At 63.5% G+C, this 14,695-nt stretch carries 13 protein-coding genes; 7 read left to right on the top strand and 6 right to left on the bottom strand.

All coding sequences use genetic code 11. The features are described from left to right. Positions 1-69: 69 nt before the first annotated feature. On the top strand, positions 70-864 hold the full coding sequence (locus CDV46_RS17580; protein ID WP_254916101.1) for an SDR family NAD(P)-dependent oxidoreductase: 795 nt from the start codon (positions 70-72) through the stop codon (positions 862-864). Between the two features lie 27 nt (positions 865-891). On the opposite strand, the gene CDV46_RS17575 is transcribed toward CDV46_RS17580, so the two are convergent. Next, on the bottom strand, positions 892-2,007 hold the full coding sequence (locus CDV46_RS17575; RefSeq protein ID WP_087723938.1) for an ATP-binding protein: 1,116 nt from the start codon (positions 2,005-2,007) through the stop codon (positions 892-894). A 138-nt stretch (positions 2,008-2,145) separates the two neighbouring features. Continuing rightward, positions 2,146-2,850, bottom strand: a complete 705-nt coding sequence (locus tag CDV46_RS17570) for a response regulator transcription factor (RefSeq protein ID WP_087689769.1) — start codon at positions 2,848-2,850, stop codon at positions 2,146-2,148. Positions 2,851-3,080: 230 nt separating this feature from the next. On the opposite strand from CDV46_RS17570, the gene CDV46_RS17565 reads away from it, so the two are divergent. Then, positions 3,081-4,052 (top strand): bifunctional helix-turn-helix transcriptional regulator/GNAT family N-acetyltransferase, encoded by a 972-nt coding sequence (locus tag CDV46_RS17565; RefSeq protein ID WP_087723936.1) that lies wholly within the window; start codon positions 3,081-3,083, stop codon positions 4,050-4,052. A 21-nt stretch (positions 4,053-4,073) separates the two neighbouring features. Here the strand turns inward: CDV46_RS17565 and CDV46_RS17560 are convergent, their stop codons facing one another. Then, on the bottom strand, positions 4,074-5,015 hold the full coding sequence (locus CDV46_RS17560) for a PLP-dependent cysteine synthase family protein (RefSeq protein WP_087723935.1): 942 nt from the start codon (positions 5,013-5,015) through the stop codon (positions 4,074-4,076). A 124-nt stretch (positions 5,016-5,139) separates the two neighbouring features. Here CDV46_RS17560 and CDV46_RS17555 point away from each other — a divergent pair, with 124 nt between their 5' ends. Further along, complete coding sequence (locus CDV46_RS17555; protein WP_087723933.1) at positions 5,140-6,105, top strand: GlxA family transcriptional regulator; 966 nt, start codon at positions 5,140-5,142, stop codon at positions 6,103-6,105. A 21-nt stretch (positions 6,106-6,126) separates the two neighbouring features. On the opposite strand, the gene CDV46_RS17550 is transcribed toward CDV46_RS17555, so the two are convergent. Next, positions 6,127-6,600 carry an Lrp/AsnC family transcriptional regulator gene (locus CDV46_RS17550; protein WP_087690749.1) on the bottom strand — a complete coding sequence of 158 codons (474 nt, stop codon included), beginning with the start codon at positions 6,598-6,600 and terminating at the stop codon, positions 6,127-6,129. 171 nt (positions 6,601-6,771) lie between these two features. On the opposite strand from CDV46_RS17550, the gene CDV46_RS17545 reads away from it, so the two are divergent. From CDV46_RS17545 to CDV46_RS17535, 3 genes are all read left to right on the top strand, one after another. Beyond that, positions 6,772-8,079 (top strand): Zn-dependent hydrolase, encoded by a 1,308-nt coding sequence (locus CDV46_RS17545; protein ID WP_176399102.1) that lies wholly within the window; start codon positions 6,772-6,774, stop codon positions 8,077-8,079. A gap of 61 nt (positions 8,080-8,140) precedes the next feature. Then, positions 8,141-9,376: a diaminopropionate ammonia-lyase gene (locus tag CDV46_RS17540; RefSeq protein ID WP_087723931.1), complete on the top strand. Its 1,236-nt coding sequence runs from the start codon at positions 8,141-8,143 to the stop codon at positions 9,374-9,376. Positions 9,377-9,437: 61 nt separating this feature from the next. Continuing rightward, complete coding sequence (locus CDV46_RS17535; RefSeq protein WP_087723929.1) at positions 9,438-10,604, top strand: M20 aminoacylase family protein; 1,167 nt, start codon at positions 9,438-9,440, stop codon at positions 10,602-10,604. Here the strand turns inward: CDV46_RS17535 and CDV46_RS17530 are convergent. Next, positions 10,534-11,313 (bottom strand): GntR family transcriptional regulator, encoded by a 780-nt coding sequence (locus CDV46_RS17530; RefSeq protein ID WP_087723927.1) that lies wholly within the window; start codon positions 11,311-11,313, stop codon positions 10,534-10,536. The genes CDV46_RS17535 and CDV46_RS17530 overlap by 71 nt on opposite strands. Before the next feature lie 204 nt (positions 11,314-11,517). Between CDV46_RS17530 and CDV46_RS17525 the strand changes: the two genes are divergently transcribed. Continuing rightward, complete coding sequence (locus CDV46_RS17525) at positions 11,518-12,972, top strand: 2-hydroxymuconic semialdehyde dehydrogenase (protein ID WP_087723925.1); 1,455 nt, start codon at positions 11,518-11,520, stop codon at positions 12,970-12,972. 346 nt (positions 12,973-13,318) lie between these two features. On the opposite strand, the gene CDV46_RS17520 is transcribed toward CDV46_RS17525, so the two are convergent. Next, positions 13,319-14,524, bottom strand: a complete 1,206-nt coding sequence (locus CDV46_RS17520) for an aminotransferase-like domain-containing protein (protein ID WP_087723923.1) — start codon at positions 14,522-14,524, stop codon at positions 13,319-13,321. Between the last annotated feature and the right edge of the window lie 171 nt (positions 14,525-14,695).

Below are 14,695 nucleotides of genomic sequence, written 5' to 3'. Positions count from 1 at the left end.
TTCGGCCATCGATTTCCGCCATGGGCACCACAAGGTTCGCGTGAGAAGTTGCAACATTCAGGGGGCACCATGGAAACATCGTCGCAAGCCGGAGATTCAACGCCGCGCCGTGGCCGTATGGCGGGTCGCGTGGGGCTGGTAACCGGGGGCGGCAGCGGTATCGGTCGCGCGACGGCAGTCCTGATGGCGCGTGAAGGTGCCGAGGCTGTGGTGATTGCGGGGCGTCGTACGCACGAAGGTGAAGCCGTTGCTGCCGAATGCCGCGCGGCGGGCGCACAAGGCTTGTACGTGCCAACCGACGTGACGCGCGAGGAGGACGTGGCGAATCTGGTCCAGACCACGCTCGCCCGGTTCGGCCGCCTTGACGTCGCGTTCAACAATGCAGGCTTTCAGGAGCGCCGGGCGCCGGTCGAAGCGCAGGACACTGCGGTCTACGAGCGCGTGTTCGATGCCAATGTTCGTTCGGTTTTCTTGTGCTTGAAGCACCAAGTGCCTGTCATGGCAGAACAGGGCGGCGGTCGCATCGTCATCAACGCTTCGGTCAGCGGCATGCGAAATCCCAATCCGGGGCTGGCGCTTTACTCGGCGTCCAAGGCGGCAGTGATTTCATTGATGCGATCGGCCGCGATGGAGTGCGCCCCTCGCGGCATTCGAATCAACGCCGTCGCGCCGGGACGTGTCGTGACCGACATGATGCTGGCGTCCGGCATCGCCGATATGTCGGCCGTTGCCGCTGGTCTGCCGCTGCGACGGATGGGCCAGCCCGAGGAAGTCGCCGAGGCGGTCGTGTGGCTGGCGTCGGACGAGGCCTCGTTTGTCGTCGGACACGTCTTGGCGGCCGACGGCGGATTTAGCGCGTCTTGAGAGGTTTGTGTCTCAAGCGCTTTGGCGCTATCGCGTCACTGCCGGCCAACTCATCTCGAAGCGCGCGCCGCCCAGCGTGACCGGATCGGTCGCGACAACGCGTCCGTGGTGAGCACGCAAGACTTGTTCGGTGATGGCGAGGCCAAGACCATAGCCGCCCGTTCTGCGATCCAGACGAACAAAGGCATCGAAGATTCGCTTGCGCTCGCTCTCCGGAATGCCGGGGCCGTCGTCTTCTACATAGATTTCCACATTGCCGTGGCGCAAGTGCAGCCCCACGACAATCCGCGAGGTGGCGTAACGGCTGGCATTGCGCAGCAGATTGCGCATCGCGTAAGACATCAGGCGCTTGTCCATCACCACCAACTGCGAGGTGTCCCAATCGGTGTCGAGCGTGATCTCGCGATCGGCGTAGAGCAAGGTGGCGTCGCGCACCTGCGCCGTGAACCAGTTCGATACCGAGGTGGCTTCGACGTGTGATTGAAGCGAGCTGTATTCGAGACGCGCGAACGTCAGGCTCATGTCGATCAGTTCGTCGAGTTCAGTCACATCCTGATCGATGCTCTCCAGCGCTTGTTGACACGCATCCGTGGGGGACGATGGATCACGCAAGATTTCCAGTGCGAAGCGCAGTCGGGCCAATGGTGTGCGCAGTTCGTGAGAAATGCCGTTGGTCAGGTCGCGTTGCGTGGCTATCAGCTTCTCCATGCGCTCGGCAAGCGCGTTCAGCGTTCGCGCGAGCGGCCCGATGATGACGCTATAGGATTCGCGCGCCCGGGTGTGAAACCGTCCGCCGCTGAAGTCGATGGCACGTTCGCGCACCATCACCAGATCGACCCAGACGGGGCGCATCCAGCGATACGCGACGATGGCGGGCAACGCCAGCGTGGAGACGGCGAACGGCAGCAGGAACCGCGCCCTCAGCAAGTGCTCATGAAGCCACTCAGCGGGCAAATTGATCAGCAGAAGCGCCGCTGGCACGGCGAGCACAAGCAGGCATAACCACAGCAGGCGAGTGTAGGTGCGCACGTAGAGACGCGACCAACTGGGGCGCCGGTCGGCCCGGGTGTCGGTCCATGAGCGCCGGAAGCGCTGCCAACGGAGCCGGCAGTAGCGATAAGGCTGGAAGTGATGGCCACGCATGGTTTGTCCCGGCGAGGTGTTGCGTTATGTCTTCGAGGGTCTTCGAGGGTCTTCGAGGGTCGTTTAGCGTCATCGAGTGCGTTGCCGTGTCGTGTCGGACAACTCGACGCCAGCGCGCTTTCATACGTGCCGCGCGACTCAGTCCCAATCCGATTTGTTGAGCTGATAGCCCTTGCCGCGCACGGTCAGAATGCGCTGGGGCGGCGTGGTGTCGTCGCCCAGCTTGCGGCGCAGCTTGTAAATGCCACCGTCGACCGAGCGGTCGACCCCGTCGAATTCGACGCCGCGCAGTTGCCGCACCAGATCGTCTCGCGTGACCACCTGCCCGGCGGAGCGCGCCAACGCCCACAGCAGGTCGAACTCCGCCGAGGTCAGATCCGGGGTGGTGCCATCGGGCAGCGTCACCGTGCGGTTGCCACGGTCGATCCTGAACTTGCCGAAGGTGATCGATTCCGGCTGCGCCGCCGATGAGGGCCGCTGCACGTTGCGGCGCAGTTGCGCCTTGATCCGTGCGAGCAGCACGCGGGGCTGCACCGGCTTGTGCACGTAATCGTCGGCACCCAATTCCAGCCCGAGTACTTCGTCGAACTCCTCGTCGCGTGCGGTCACCATGATGACGATGCCGTCGTAATGCTCGCGCGCTTCTCGGCACACCTGAAACCCGTCTTTGCCGGGCAGGTTCACGTCGAGGATGACCAGATCGGGACGGCGTTTGATGATCGCCTGCACCGCGCGGGCCCCGTCGAGCACGGTATCGACCTGGTAGCCATGCTTTTGCAGATAGCCGGCGACCAGGGCTGAGAGGCGCGCGTCGTCTTCGACGAGAAGGATCCTGGTGGGCATTTTCGAGATGGCAACGGACGGGGGGAGAGAGGGCAGCTTCGGCCAGCAGTTTAGTGGCTTCTCGCGCGTTGCGACGGCGTGTCGACAAAACGCGACAATTCTCCATCAAAAGCGACGGCGCAAATGAGCGCATCGCGCTAGCGATCCGGTAAATTTCCGCCTTGCATAAGTTGCACTATGCAACTATATTGTTGCGAAGCGCAACTAATTCAGCCAATCTGCCCCGTGCCATGGATATCACCGACCTGAACGCTGGCTCGCGAGACGCCACGATTCTCGAACTGCGGGAGTTTTCGCGCAAGCTGGTGCGCGAGCTTGGCTTCATGCGCACGACGCTGGCCGACAGCGATCTGGCGCCGTCGGCCGTCCATGCGGTCATCGAGATTGGCGCAAACCCGGGCGTCAGCGCGAAGGATCTGGGCGGTCTGCTGCGGCTCGACAAGTCGAACACCAGCCGTCAACTCGCCAAGCTGGAAGCTTGCGGGCTCGTCACCCGTGTGGCGTCGAAGGACGACGCCCGGACGTACGCGCTGCAACTGACCCCGGCCGGGCAGGCGCTGCGCAAGCGGATCGACCGGTTTGCGACCGATCAGGTCTCCAACGCGCTGCGGCGTCTGGTACCGGCCGATCAGCAGGCGTTGATTCGCTCGCTGGCGCTGTATGCCGACGCACTGGCGCTCGACAACGTGGCGAAGTCGACCGGCATGAGCGCCGAGGGACCGTCAGTACAGCAGGGCTACGTGCCCGGCTGCATTGGCGATATCGCGAGCCTGCACGCGCGGTTTTACGCGGAGCACTGGGGCTTCGGCGCGTTCTTCGAGAAGAAGGTCGCCACGGAACTGGCGGAATTTGCCGGGGCGCTGCCTGCCGAGGGCAAGGCAATTTGGCTTTGCGTCGAGCAGGGGCGCACGCTGGCATCGCTCGCCATCGACGGCGATTTCGCTACCGGCGTGGCGCATTTGCGGTGGTTCATCGTGGACGATTCTTTGCGTGGGACAGGTATCGGACGGCAGTTGATGTCGCACGCCATGCAGTTCGTCGATGAGCGTTTCCGCGAGACTTATCTGTGGACGTTCAAGGGACTGGACGCTGCGCGTCATCTCTACGAATCGTTCGGCTTTGAACTGGCCGCCGAGTCGACGGGCGCGCAGTGGGGAACCGAGGTTACCGAGCAGCGGTTCACGCGCATGCGCGGCAAGTAAGACTCGCCGCGCCCCAAGTGTTTATGGCGTCAGATGTTCGGCAAACGTCTTCAGATACTTCATGCCTGTATCGCACATGATGGTGACGACGGTCGCATCGGGGCCGAGCCGCTCGGCAAGGCGTAGCGCTGCCGTCACATTCGCACCCGTGGACGTGCCACAAAACAGCCCTTCCTCGGCGGCCAGTCGAAACGCCATGGCTTTCGCCTCGTCGGTCGTGACGCGCTCGATGCCGTTCGCAATATCGTCGCGCCAGAGCGGCACCACATAGCCCGCACCGATACCGTCGATCTTGTGCGCACCGGACGGGCCGCCCGACAACACCGCCGACTCGGCTGGCTCCACGGCCACCATCCGAATGTTCGCATCGCGCTGACGCAGCGCTTCGGCGATACCGCGCAACGACGCGGCGGTGCCCACACTCTGCACGAAGCCGTCGATACGGCCGCCGGTCTGCGTCCAGATTTCGTCGGCCATTAACGTGTACGCGTGCAACTGATCGGTGTTCTCCATCTGCGACGTGAGATACGCGCCCGTCTCGTCGGCGATGCGATGGGCTTCACGGATCATGTCCTTCGTCAGCCGTGCCGTCTGCTTGCCGTTGTCACTCGGAATCAGCGTGAGCCTGGCACCGAGCAACCGCATGTGGTCGAGCTTTTCCTTCGAAAACGCGTCGGACGTCACGATATGCAGCGGGTGCTTCTTCACCGCACAGATGAGCGCTAGCGAGACGCCCGTGCTGCCACCGGTGTATTCCACGACGGCACCGCCGGGCGGCAGGCGTCCGTCAGACTCGGGGGCTTCGATCATCGCCAGCGCCATACGGTCTTTCATGCTGCCGGTCGGGTTCTGCGTTTCGAGTTTCAGCAGGATTCTTGCGCCGTTGGCGGGCAAGACATGCCGAAGCGGCAATAGCGGGGTGTTGCCGATGGTGTCGAGGATGGACGTCGGGGAAGCATTCATGGGGGGCGCTCGCGGGTCTCGTGTCTTTCAGGGGCGGCCGTCGGGGCCGCGTCACAACAAAGTCTAGACCCGGATGGCGACGCAAACTATAGTCGGGAATGACATTATTCGAGTCATTTGCGACATGAAGCTTGCCATTCTTGCGCTCGACGGCGTATTCGACACGGGGCTGACGGTGTTGATGGATACGTTCTCCACCGCCAACGAACTCGCGGCCATGCAGGGTTTTCCGACGCCGCCGTTCGACGTCCACGTCGTGGGCGTGCGCAGAAACATTCGCACGGCATTGGGGTTCTCGCTGCCGGTGGCGTCGGCGAACGCCCTGCATCAGGCGGACTGGGTCGTCGTGCCGGCGCTCAACACCAAGCAACCCGACCCGCTGGCCGAAGCGTTGGCGCGCGCCGACGTGCGGGATGCTGTCGGACATATCCGGCGCTGGCACGACGTGGGGAATAGCGGCATCGCCGCCGCGTGTATCGGCACGTTCCTGCTCGCGGAAACCGGCTTGCTGAATCAGCGCACGGCGACGACAACGTGGTCGTTGGCGCCGTTCTTCCGGCAGCGATACCCGGCGGTCGATCTCGACGATTCGAGAATGCTGGTGGCATCCGACCGGATCGTGACGGCCGGCGCGATGATGGGGCACCTCGATCTGGCGCTCTGGCTGGTGCGGCAGGCGAGCCCCGAGTTGGCCGCGCTGGTCGCGCGTCTGATGCTGATCGACACGCGCTCGTCGCAGGCCAGATATGTGATTCCCGACTTTCTGGCCAATGCCGACCCGTTGATTGCGAAGTTCGAGCGCTGGGCGCGCGAGCATCTCTCAGCGGGTTTTTCGCTTCAGGACGCGGCCCGTGCGCTGGCCGTCGGACCGCGTACGTTGCAGCGCCGTACCGAGGCGGTGCTCGGCAAATCGCCGCTGGCGTTTTTTCAGGACTTGCGTATCGAACGCGCGCAGCATCTCGTCTCTACCGGCTGCGATCTCGAGACGATTGCGACCGAAGTGGGCTACGCCGATTCGGCGACGTTGCGCACGCTGCTGCGTCGCAAGCTGGGACGTGGCGTGCGCGAGCTTCGCGCGGAAATGCGGTGATGCGGTCGACTTGAAGTGAGCTCAGCCGCTCAGTCCGTCCATCGGCACTTCCAGACCGACCTTCACGTTGCTCATGGACACGAGCGTCTTGAAGCGTTTCACGTTGTTGGTCTCGAAGAAGAGCGCACGCGTGAGTTCGGTGTACTGCGCCATGTCCCGCACGACCATGATCACCACGAAGTCGCACTCGCCAGCGACGTAGTAGCACTGCTGCACCTGCGGGCACGCGAGAAAGCTGCGCCGCATGGCATCGAGCAGGTCGAGCCGTTCGTTCTCGACTTCGATCTCGGTGATGATCGTGAGCGGATATCCCACGCGCGCCGGGTCGATCAGCGACACGGTCTTGCGCGTCACGCCCTCGTCGGCGAGCTTCTTCAATCGGCGGTTGACGGCGGCGGACGACAGGTTCACTTGTGCGCCGAGGGCATGCTGCGGTGTCGTCGAGTCTTGCTGAATCGCGGCGAGCAGGGCGATGTCGTAGCTGTCGAGGGGCATGGTGCGCAATAAAAATTCGATTGGATACGCAAAAACGCGCGAATCGTACGCGTGGTCCGGAATATTATTCAGGGCATCCGATGATACTCCGCCAGCGGTAACTCGCCACTTGCACAGGGGCGCGTTATCACGGCGCTCACGTCACACGCAGGACCACAACTCCACCGTCTCATGTCCGACAACGAACACACTTCCTCCGCCGGTTCCGCGACCTCCCTGATTTCCCCGCTCCGTCTTAACGGGCCCGTGTTGCTGCAACAACTGCGCGCACTGGGCGAGATCGGTGCGGACCCGGTCAACGGCGGCCGCACCCGTGTGGCCCTCACCGACGCCGAGAAGGCGGGCCGCGATCAGGTCGTCGCGTGGATGCGCGAGCTCGATCTCGACATTCAGGTCGACCGCATCGGCAACATCTTCGGCACGCTGCCGTCCGACGCGACGGATGCCGAGGGCAAGGCGCTGCGCCCGCTCATGATGGGCTCGCATATCGACACCGTCGTCAATGCCGGTGCCCTCGACGGTTGCTACGGTGTGCTCGGCGGACTGGCCGTCGCGCGGGCGTTCCGCGAGGCGGGCATGGTGCCGTCGCGCCCGATCACGGTGGTGGCGTTCACCAATGAGGAAGGCGCGCGTTTCCACCCCGACATGATGGGCTCGCTGGTCCATGCGGGCGGGTTCTCGCTCGACGAAGCGTTGGACGCGATCGGCACTGATGGTGCACGGCTCGGCGACGAGTTGGTGCGCATCGGCTACGCCGGTGACATGGCACCCGGCACGCTGGTGCCGCATGAATATCTCGAACTTCACATCGAGCAGGGGCCGATTCTGGAAGCGGAGGGTCTGGCCATCGGCGTGGTGGAAAACCTGCAAGGCATCTCGTGGCAGCAGATCACCATTGACGGCAACGCCAATCACGCAGGCACGACGCCCACGCATCTGCGACACGATGCGGGTTATGTGGCTGCGGCCGTGGTGACGGAATTGCGCCGCATCGCACGCGACTCGGGCACGACGCTCGCCACGGTCGGCACGTTGCAGCTGTCACCGGGCGTGATCAACGTGATCCCGCGCAAGGCCGTGTTCACGGTCGATATGCGAGACCCGGACGAGCAGCGTCTGGCTGCTGGCGAGGCGCGACTAGCCGAGTTCCTGACGCAAATCGCGCAGGAAGAAGGCGTGCGTGTCACGACGGAACGTTTCGCACGCTTCTCGCCGGTCGTGTTCGACGCCGCACTGGCGGATGTCATCGCCGCCTGCACCGAGAAGCGGGGCCTGTCGTACAAGCGGATGACCTCGGGCGCGGGTCACGACGCGCAGATGATTTCGCGTATTGCCCCCGCCGCGATGATCTTCGTGCCGAGCCGCGGCGGCATCAGCCACAACCCGCGCGAGCATACCGACGACGCACAACTGGTCAGCGGGGCCGAGGTGCTGCTCGACGTGGTCGCGCAGCGGCTGGGTGTCTTGTCGCTCGGTTGAGCGAGCGTCGCGTCAGGGCTTTGCATCGCTGCCCCCACTATTGAAATACCGGAGTCCCCCCATGCTGTACGTGAATCCTCGGGCGTCGCGCTCGTCGTATCCCGCCGAACTTCAGAACATCATGAGCATCGCCCGTGCGGGCCAAAGCCGCGAATGGCTCATGCAATGGGACGGTCTGCACGCGGGTAGCACGCCGTTGCGCGAATTGCCTGACCTGGCGGCGTCGTTGGGCGTGCAGAGCGTGCTGGTGAAGGATGAAGCGTTGCGCTCGGCGCTTGGGAGCTTTAAAGCGCTGGGTGCGCCAATTGCCCTCGTGCGATTGATTCTGCGGACCTTCGAGGGCAAGGGCTTCACGGCACCGGCCGTGTTTGCCGGTGAGCATCGCGAGGCGCTCGCGGGCTTCACGGCGATCAGCGCGACCGATGGGAATCACGGCCGCGCGCTGGCCGCTGCGGCCAAGCGTGTTGGCTGCCGTTGCGTCATCGTGCTGCATGCGCACGTGAGCGAAGAGCGCGAGCAAGCGATTGCCGCGTATGGCGCGCAGATCGTGCGCATCGCGGGCAACTACGACGCATCGGTGACCGAGGCGGCGGCGCTCGCGCAGCGCAACGGCTGGCACGTGGTTTCGGACACGTCTTACGACGGTTACGAAGAGATCCCACGCGATGTGATGCAAGGCTATGGCACCATCGCTGCTGAGGTTGTCGAGACGCTGACGAGCGAACATTCGCAGCGCGCGGATCACGCTTCGTCTATCACTCACGTGTTCCTTCAAGGCGGCGTGGGTGGGCTGGCCGCAGGGGTTGCGAGCTACTTGTGGGAGCAGTGGGGCGCAAACCGTCCGACGTTTGTGGTGGTTGAACCGGAACAAGCCGATTGTTTGTATCAGAGCGCGATGGCCGGGCGAGCGGCGCAGGCGACCGGCACCGTCGATTCGGTGATGGCGGGGTTAGCCTGTGGTGAGACGTCGCCGCTGGCGTGGCGCTTTCTGCAATCTTCGGTCGATGCATTCATGACGGTGACCGATGCGCAGGCCGTCGATGCGATGCGGCGTCTTGCGCAGGGTAGCGCGAACGATGTGCCGTTTGTTGCCGGTGAGTCGGGCGTGGCGGGTCTTGCCGGGTTGATGGCGGCAGCAGCATCACCGGCGTGGGCGTCGGCGATCGGGTTGAACGGTGCTTCGCGAGTGTTGCTGATCAACACCGAGGGCGCTACGGCACCGTCGGTCTACGCTGAACTCGTGGGCGAGACGGCGGACGAGGTGTTGTCGCGTCAACGCGCGTGGTTGTCGCGCTGAATCGCCGCTATCACCGCTAACCGCGGCCGCACCGGCACATTGACATTGTGAGAGACCGAAGATGACGCAGGACACCTATTTCGCGAAGGCACTGACCGACTGGCGGCATGCGTTCCATCGTCTCCCGGAGACGGGTTTCGAAGAACTCAGAACGTCGCAGACGGTGGCCACGATACTCGAGAGCTTCGGACTGGACGTGCATCGCGGCATCGGCGGCACGGGTGTCGTGGCGAGTCTCAACGTCGGCGATGGACCGGGGGCGATTGGCATTCGCGCGGACATGGACGCGTTGCTCATCAACGAGCAGGCGCCCGGGCGCGGTCACGCGTCGCAGGTGGCGGGCAAGATGCACGCTTGCGGACACGACGGCCATATGTCGATGGTGCTGGGTGCCGCGAAGTTGTTATGTGAGTCACGCGACTTCAACGGCACGGTGCGCTTTATTTTTCAGCCGGCGGAGGAGCATGGCCGTGGCGCGAAGGCCATGATTGCCGACGGGCTGCTGACGCGCTTTCCCATCGATGCGATTTACGGGGTGCACAACATGCCGGGCATCCCGGCGGGGCAGATTGCCACGCGCGTGGGCGGCATCATGGCGAGCGAAGACAACTTCGTGATTCGGATTCGCGGCAAGGGCACCCACGCGGCGCGGCCGCACATGGGGATCGATCCGCTGCTGATCGGTGCCGAGATCGTGGTGGCGCTGCAAACGGTGGTGTCGCGTAGCGTGGACCCGGGCGAGTCGGCAGTGGTGTCGTGTACGGAATTCATCACCGACGGTATTCGCAATGCGATTCCGACGAACGTCGTGATCAAGGGTGACACACGCAGCTACACGCCCGACGTGCAGCGCTTGTTGGAGACTCGCATGCGTGACATCTGCATGGGGATCTGTGCGATGCACGGTGCGCAGTGCGAGTTCGAGTACACGCACGAGTTTGCGCCGACGATGAACTGGGAGGCGAACACTGACGTTGCGGTGCGCGCCGCGCGGGCGGTGGCGGGCGACGCGATGGTCGAGGCGAACATCGCACCGGTGATGGCGTCGGAAGACTTCGGCGTGTTCCTGCAACATCTGCCGGGCAACTTCGCGTTTATCGGCAACGGCACGCGCGATGAACCCGGCGCGATTCCGCTGCACAACGCCTGCTACGACTTCAACGACGCGATTCTGCCGTTAGGGGCGAAGTATTTCGCGCAGATTGTGCGGGAGAGTTTGCCGCGTTGATGACGGCGTCGGGCAGTTCTCGCACGGCTTCGAGCGTCTTGCGGATGTGAGCCGCGAGGGTCTCGGACGCCTTAATCGCATCGCGCGCGAGGCACGCATCGAAGATGGCCTGATGTTCCTCATGCACATCGCGCGGCACGGGCTGGTGCGTGATGGACAGACGGCGGTAGCGCTCTGACTGCCGGTACAGAATTGCGAGAAAGTGATGCAGCCAGCGTGACGGACACGCGGCGATCAGCACTTCATGGAACGCGCGATTGCGTTCTTCCCACTGCGCGAAGGCTTCCGCACCAGAACTTCCGCCCACTGCACCACTGGCCAAACGTTCTTCTGCCAGCGTGAGCAGGTGAAACGCGCTCGTCAGATTCGCTTCCCACGTGTCGTCGCCCAGTGTGATGGACTGGCGCAACGCCTCCGTCTCCAACTGCACCCGTGTCTCGGTGATGTCGATGAAATCGGCCAGCGAGATCGGCGTTACCCGAAACCCCCGATGGCCCTGCTGCACCACGAGCGCATCGGCGACCAGCAACGCCAGTGCTTCGCGCAGGGTGCCCGCCCCCACCGCATACCGATCCTTCAGATGCTCGACCCGCAGCTTTTCGCCCGGCATCAGCACGCCGTCGACGATGTCGCTGCGCAGTCGCAGGTAAGCGCTTTGCGCGAGCGTGGCGTCGGCGGTCTGGGTGGGCGAGCTGGCGTTACTGAGCATGGGGGCTTTCGGTGATCGTGGGTTTGATCGAGTTTCGCGATTATAGGCAGTTTGATGAAAATTGTCGCAAAACGACAAAATAATCGAGATAAATAAAAATTCTCGAGAAAATGTTGACGAGGGTTCGGGGCGCGATTTATCGTGTGGCCATGTCGCATCGGCATGCCCGATGGCCGTCATTCCCAGATAAATCGAGAGCGAGACATGAAAGACTTCCAGAACTTCATCAACGGCGAGTGGGTGTCGAGCGCCCGCACGTTCGAGAACCGCAACCCGGTGGACAACAGCCTGATCGGCCGGGTGCATGAGGCCGGCCGCACGGAGGTGGACGCCGCCGTGCGTGCCGCTCGCGCCGCGCTGCAAGGCCCTTGGGGAAAGATGACGGTGGCCCAGCGGGTTGAACTGCTGCATGCCGTGGCGGACGGAATCAACCGCCGTTTCGACGACTTTCTGGCCGCTGAAATTGCGGATACGGGCAAGCCGCACGGTCTGGCGAGCCATCTGGACATTCCGCGCGGTGCCGCGAACTTCAAGGTGTTCGCGGACATGATCAAGAACGTGCCGACGGAGTCGTTCGCGATGGTGACGCCGGATGGCGGCAACGCGCTGAACTACGGCGTGCGCACGCCGCGCGGGGTGATCGCGGTGGTGTGTCCGTGGAATCTGCCGCTGCTGTTGATGACGTGGAAGGTCGGCCCGGCGCTGGCCTTCGGCAACACGGTAGTGGTGAAGCCATCGGAGGAAACGCCCGCGACGGCCACGCTGCTGGGCGAAGTGATGAACGAAGTCGGAGTGCCGGCGGGGGTCTACAACGTGGTGCACGGCTTTGGTCCCGAGTCGGCAGGCGCATTCCTGACGGAGCATCCGGGGGTGAATGGCATCACCTTCACGGGCGAAACCCGTACGGGCGAAGCGATCATGAAGGCTGCGGCGAATGGCGTGCGTCCGGTGTCGTTCGAACTGGGCGGCAAGAATCCGGGCATCGTGTTTGCCGATGCGGACTTCGATAAGGCGGTGGCGGGTATCACGCGCTCGAGCTTCGACAACAGCGGACAGGTCTGTCTGGGAACGGAACGCGTCTACGTGCAGCGGCCGATTTTCGATCGCTTCGTCGCCGCGCTGAAGGAACGTGCGGAATCGCTGAAGATCGGTGATCCGTACGCGGAAGGGACTAATTTCGGCCCGCTCGTCTCGCAGGTGCATCGCGAGAAGGTGTTGTCCTACTACGCGAAAGCCCGCGAGGAAGGCGCGACGGTGGTGACCGGCGGCGGCGTGCCCGATATGCCCGCTGCGATGAAAGACGGCGCTTGGGTGCAACCCACGATCTGGACTGGACTGCCCGAAACCGCCTCAGTGATCCGCGAAGAAATCTTCGGCCCGTGCTGCCATATCGCTCCGTTCGATACGGAAGACGAAGTCATCTTGATGGCGAACGCTACACCGTACGGGCTTGCTGCCACGGTCTGGACGACCGACGTTAGCCGGGCGCACCGCATGGGCGCTGCGCTGGAAGTCGGCGTGTGCTGGATCAATGCATGGTTCCTGCGTGACCTCCGCACCGCCTTCGGGGGCGCGAAACAATCCGGCATCGGACGCGAAGGCGGCGTGCACTCGCTTGAGTTCTACACCGAGCTTCGGAATGTCTGTGTGAAGCTTTGATTTACCGTAGTTTGTGAATGGCTCACACCGCGTCGGTCTGCTCCGGCGCGGACCCGCTATCCACTCCTGTGGTCGGCCGCCGGCACACTACCCGTTTTCGTCGCTCCACGTAATTCGCTTTGGAAAACGGGTAGCGCACCGACGGCTCGTCATCCCCCCACCTTTTCGTCGCAACCCATCCCTACATCTCACCACCCAGGCAACGCTTCCCGCCCCGCAGGCTCGCGCTCCCGGTCGGTCGTCGCCACATCCGACCCTTTGCGTCACTTCGCATCAGCAAATGCTCGGATGCGCCGCCGACTCGTTTCCACTCCCACGATTCGTCGCAACCCTTGGTGCGCTTGCCTTATTCCTGCTTCTCCCCCACGGCTTGCATCGCCCGCTGCAAACGCTTTACCCCTTCTTCGATGGCATCCACACCCGGTGCCGCGAACGACAAACGCAACGACGCCGCATCGGCGTTTTCTGCGTAGAACGCAGTGCCCGGGACGAACAACACCTTCTCTGCGATCGCATGCGGCAACAACTCGCTCGTCTTTACCGCCGCCAGTCGCGCCCATACAAACATCCCACCCTCCGGTGCATGGAACTGGATATCGTCTCCCAACAACGTCCCCAGCGCCTCGCACATCGCATCGCACTTGCGCTTGTACGCCAACTTGATGCTCGGCAAATGCCGCGCCAGCGCACCATCTGCCAAATACTCGGCCGCCACCGCTTGCGTCCACGGCACGCTGCACAAATCCACCGTCTGCTTCGCCACTACACATCGCCGCGCAATCTCCGGCGGCGCGATCGTCCAGCCCACCCGCAACCCCGGCGCTACGATTTTCGACAAGCTCGAAAAGTGCACCAGCCATTCGCGTGAACCCGGGACCTCATCCGTCAACTCCAGTAACGTGGGCAGTGCCTCGCCCGCAAACCGTAAATCGCCGTACGGATCGTCCTCGACCACGATGAAGTGATATTCCGCCGCCAGCTTCAACAACGCCACACGCCGTTCGCGCGAAAGCGTCGCGCCCGTAGGGTTGGCAAACGTGGGCACGGTGTACAGCAGTTTGGGCGTGGCAATCTTTCCGTCACGCAAAAGCGCTTCGAGATAGCCGACGTCCAGACCGCTTGCATCGACCGGCACGGTCACGACCTGCGCCTGCTGAAGTCGCAACGCCTGCAATGTCGCCGGATACGCCGGTTGCTCGGTCACCACCACGTCGCCCGGCGCTACCAGTACGCGCAGCAGTAAATCCAGCCCTTGCTGCGAACCGGTCGTGACCAACAACTCGTCGCTCGCGCAACGCGCACCACGCGTCGCCATCAACGCGATGATCTGGGTCTTGAGTTCGGCCAAGCCGTCGGTCGGCCCATATTGCAGGCAACGCGTCGGCTGCGCGAAGGCGCGCGCCTGCGCTGCCGCCAACCCTTCGACGTCGAACAGGTCGCTGGCCGGATAGCCGCCAGCGAAGGAAATCATGCCCGGCTCGGACAAGTACTTGAACAACTCGCGAATAGGCGAGCCGGCCGGATTGGCAAACGGAGAAGTGAAGGCGTACATGTGGGCCTCGCTATCGAAAGCGTGGGAGCGTGGAGCGCGTGCAGCGTGCAGAACGTGTGACGCGAGAATGCGATTCGGGAGGTGGCAAACGCTACCCGCCGACAGCGGCGGGCAGACGCTTGCAAGATTCGCGGCGCACCCGGCAGATGGCTCGTGGGAGACCATGATGCC

The organism is Pandoraea sp. PE-S2T-3, assembly GCF_002179965.1.
Taxonomy (GTDB): Bacteria; Pseudomonadota; Gammaproteobacteria; order Burkholderiales; family Burkholderiaceae; genus Pandoraea.
This window is presented reverse-complemented; position numbering and strand designations above follow the sequence as displayed.

Bases quoted from the DNA above. Each gene is read 5' to 3' on its own strand.
- CDV46_RS17580 (WP_254916101.1), top strand. From the start codon at position 70: ATGGAAACATCGTCGCAAGCCGGAGATTCAACGCCGCGCCGTGGCCGT.
- CDV46_RS17575 (WP_087723938.1), bottom strand. From the start codon at position 2,007: ATGCGTGGCCATCACTTCCAGCCTTATCGCTACTGCCGGCTCCGTTGG.
- CDV46_RS17570 (WP_087689769.1), bottom strand. From the start codon at position 2,850: ATGCCCACCAGGATCCTTCTCGTCGAAGACGACGCGCGCCTCTCAGCC.
- CDV46_RS17565 (WP_087723936.1), top strand. From the start codon at position 3,081: ATGGATATCACCGACCTGAACGCTGGCTCGCGAGACGCCACGATTCTC.
- CDV46_RS17560 (WP_087723935.1), bottom strand. From the start codon at position 5,015: ATGAATGCTTCCCCGACGTCCATCCTCGACACCATCGGCAACACCCCG.
- CDV46_RS17555 (WP_087723933.1), top strand. From the start codon at position 5,140: ATGAAGCTTGCCATTCTTGCGCTCGACGGCGTATTCGACACGGGGCTG.
- CDV46_RS17550 (WP_087690749.1), bottom strand. From the start codon at position 6,600: ATGCCCCTCGACAGCTACGACATCGCCCTGCTCGCCGCGATTCAGCAA.
- CDV46_RS17545 (WP_176399102.1), top strand. From the start codon at position 6,772: ATGTCCGACAACGAACACACTTCCTCCGCCGGTTCCGCGACCTCCCTG.
- CDV46_RS17540 (WP_087723931.1), top strand. From the start codon at position 8,141: ATGCTGTACGTGAATCCTCGGGCGTCGCGCTCGTCGTATCCCGCCGAA.
- CDV46_RS17535 (WP_087723929.1), top strand. From the start codon at position 9,438: ATGACGCAGGACACCTATTTCGCGAAGGCACTGACCGACTGGCGGCAT.
- CDV46_RS17530 (WP_087723927.1), bottom strand. From the start codon at position 11,313: ATGCTCAGTAACGCCAGCTCGCCCACCCAGACCGCCGACGCCACGCTC.
- CDV46_RS17525 (WP_087723925.1), top strand. From the start codon at position 11,518: ATGAAAGACTTCCAGAACTTCATCAACGGCGAGTGGGTGTCGAGCGCC.
- CDV46_RS17520 (WP_087723923.1), bottom strand. From the start codon at position 14,524: ATGTACGCCTTCACTTCTCCGTTTGCCAATCCGGCCGGCTCGCCTATT.